2 protein-coding genes and 1 pseudogene are annotated in these 3,033 nt (G+C 74.1%); all 3 read left to right on the top strand.

The annotated features are described in order from the left end of the window. The coding region (locus SSBG_RS02225; protein WP_037868736.1) for a glycosyltransferase family 4 protein at positions 1-906 on the top strand (906 nt) is incomplete at its 5' end. Next, positions 903-2,609 (top strand): chain length determinant protein, encoded by a 1,707-nt coding sequence (locus SSBG_RS02220; protein WP_008744610.1) that lies wholly within the window; start codon positions 903-905, stop codon positions 2,607-2,609. The genes SSBG_RS02225 and SSBG_RS02220, both read left to right, overlap by 4 nt. Then, positions 2,606-3,033: pseudogene (locus tag SSBG_RS02215) on the top strand (hypothetical protein); the annotation flags it as partial. The gene SSBG_RS02220 and the pseudogene SSBG_RS02215, both read left to right, overlap by 4 nt.

Below are 3,033 nucleotides of genomic sequence, written 5' to 3'. Positions count from 1 at the left end.
CCCGACGCCGTGCACGCGCAGATGCCGAGCCTCGCCGGCGGCGTGCTCGCCGCCCGCCTCGCGCGCCGCTGGAAGGTCCCCTACGTCCCCGTCGTCCAGGACCTCATGGGCGCCGCCGCCGCGCAGAGCGGCATCAGCGGCGGCGACCGCGCCGCCAAGGTGGCCGCGCGCGCCGAGTCGTTCGCGCTGCGCCGCGCGACCCTCGTCGGCATCATCCACGAGACCTTCCGCGCCAAGGTCGAAGCCCTCGGCGTCGACCCGGACCGCATCCGCCTCGTGCCCAACTGGTCCCACGTCACGAGCCCCGCGGGCGACCGCGCGGCGACGCGCGCCCGGCTCGGCTGGGCGCCGGACGAGACGGTCGTCGTGCACTCGGGCAACATGGGCCTCAAGCAGGGCCTCGAAGTCCTCGTGGAGGCCGCCCGCCGCGACCCGGCCGTCCGCTTCGTGCTCATGGGCGACGGCAACCAGCGCGCCCACCTCGAAGAACTCGGCAAGGGCGTGCCCAACCTGGACTTCCCGCCCCCCGCCGACGACGCCGACTTCATGGACGTCCTCGCCGCCGCCGACGTCCTCGCGGTCACGCAGCGCGCCTCCGTCCTCGACATGAGCGTGCCCTCGAAGCTGACCTCGTACTTCGCCGCCGCGCGCCCCGTCCTCGCCTCGGTCGCCGCCGAGGGCGGCACGGCGCACGAGGTGCTGCGCTCCGGCGCGGGCGTCCTCGTCGCCCCCGAGGACCCCGGCGCACTCCTCAAGGAAGTGCGTAGACTCGCCGACGACCCGGCACAGGCCCGGGCACTGGGGGATGCCGGACCGCGCCACGTCGCGGCCCATCTGACGCGCGCGGCGGGACTCGCCCGCGTCGACGCGCTCATCGAAGAGGCTCTGGGGGTTTGGCGCACATGACCGAGGCGCACGTCAGTCCCGCGGGGGACGAACCGGAACTGCTGCGTGACCAGTTCCGTCAACTCCTGCGCTACCGCTGGCTGATCGGCGGGGGCATCGGCATCGGCCTGATCGGCGGTGCCTACCTCGGCATCACCTCGGCGGACTCGTACGCGGCCAACAGCGACATCGTCGTCCGCACCCCCACCACCAACCCCTTCGACAACACCTCGGCGCCCGACAAGAGCGTCAACATGAACACCGAGCGCCAGACGGCGCTCTCCAGCAACGTCGCCCAGATCGCCGCGAAGAAACTCAAGGACGGCACCTCGGCCCGCGCGCTCAAGAAGGGGCTCCAGGTCACCACGCCCCCACAGAGCCTCACCCTGCGTTTCACGTACACGGCGGACTCGCCCGAGGCCGCCGCGCGCGGCGCCAACGCGCTCGCCGCCGCGTACCTCTCGGCGAGCGAGAAGAAGTGGTCCGACCTGCGCGACAGCATGGTCTACCGGCTCAAGAAGCAGATCGACCCGCTCGGCAAGCAGCAGAACGAACTCGCCCAGCAGCTCGACGCGATGACCAAGGGCACCTCCGCCTACGACGCCCAGCAGACCGCGAACGTCAACCTCAAGAGCCGCATCAGCACCCTCCAGAACCAGCGCGACACCCTCATGGGCCTCGACATGGCCGCGGGCACCGTCACGCAGGAGGCCACCCCGCCGACCGGCTCGGACGGCCTCGGCCTCGTCATATCCCTCGCGCTCGGCGGCGCCTTCGGCATCGCCTTCGGCCTCCTCGCCGCCTGGGTACGCCTCGTCTTCGACCCCTCGCCCCGCTCCACGGGCGACGTCGCCCGCGCCGTGCGCGCCCCCGTCCTCGGCTCGCTCCCGCGCGGCGCCGCCAAGAACCTCCTCGCCGCCGACCAGACCGGCTCGCGCATCGCCGAGGAGTACCGCTCGATCGCCTTCCGGCTCGCCTACGACGCGCGCTTCGCCGACCGCCGCCGCCTCCTCGTCGTCGCGGCCCGCGACGCCAGCGCCCAGGCGGCGACCGCCGTCGCCACCAACCTCGCCGCCTCCTTCGCGGAGACCGGCAAGGACGTCCTCCTCGTCGAGGCGGACCTGCGCGCCCCCGGCCTCTCCGCGCGCCTGCACACCAGCGCCGGCCGCCCCGGCTGGAGCCTGCCCGCCGACAACGACGACAACGGCTGGCCCGGCACCCGCCCGCTGACCGTGGACGCCGGCGAGGCCGGTTCCTTCGACCTCGTCGCCGGGCAGCGGGTACGCAACGTGGCCCGCGCGCTCACCTCGCACCGCACCACCCGGCTCATCGAGGACGCCGACGAGAGCGGCTCCACCGTCGTCGTCCTCGCCCCGCCCGTCCTTTCCTACGCCGACGCGCTCGCCATGGTCGACCGCGTGGACGGCGTCGTCATCGTCTGCGACCTGCGCAGCGTGCACCGCACCGAACTCGTCCGTATCCGCGAGCTGATCCTCGGCGCGGGCGGCACCGTGCTCGGCGCCGTCACCCACGACGAGGGCGGCCACCCCGCCAAGCAGCAGGGCGGAGCCAAGAACAGCGTCCACCGCGCGGCCGGCAGCGAACTGCCGCCCCCCGCCCCCCGCCCCGCGCCCCCCGCCGAACAGCGCCTCGGCGACGGCACCGAGACCGTGACGCTGCGCCAGCTGCGGCCCGAGGACCTGCGGACGGGCGACAAGAGATGAGACGCTCGGCCGCGGTCGCCGCCTCCGTACTCGACCAGGCCGCCTCCAGCCTGACCAACATCCTGGTCCTGGTGATCGTGGCCCGCGTCTCGACGGCCGCGGGCTTCGCCGCGTTCTCCATGGTCTACGTGACCTTCACGGTGCTGCTCGGCCTCAACATGTCCTACGTCGGACAGGTCGTCGTCCTGGAGAAGGGCGGCCCGCGCGCCCTCGCCGCCGCCTGCCGCTCCGCGACCGCCTTCACCGCGCTCGCCTCGCTGCTCGCCGGGGCCTTGCTCGTGGCGGGCGGCGCGGCGGTCGGCGGCACCTCCGGCACGGCCTTCGCCGCGCTCGGCGCCGTCCTGCCGCTCGCCCTGCTCCAGGACGGGCTGCGCTACTCCTTCTCCGCGCTGCGCGTCCCGCACCGCGCGCTCGCGGCGGACAC

Origin of the sequence: Streptomyces sp. SPB074 (assembly GCF_000154905.1) — a bacterium.
Taxonomy (GTDB): domain Bacteria; phylum Actinomycetota; class Actinomycetes; order Streptomycetales; family Streptomycetaceae; genus Streptomyces.
Note: the sequence above shows the minus strand (reverse complement) of the source record. Positions and strands in the feature narration are given on the sequence as shown.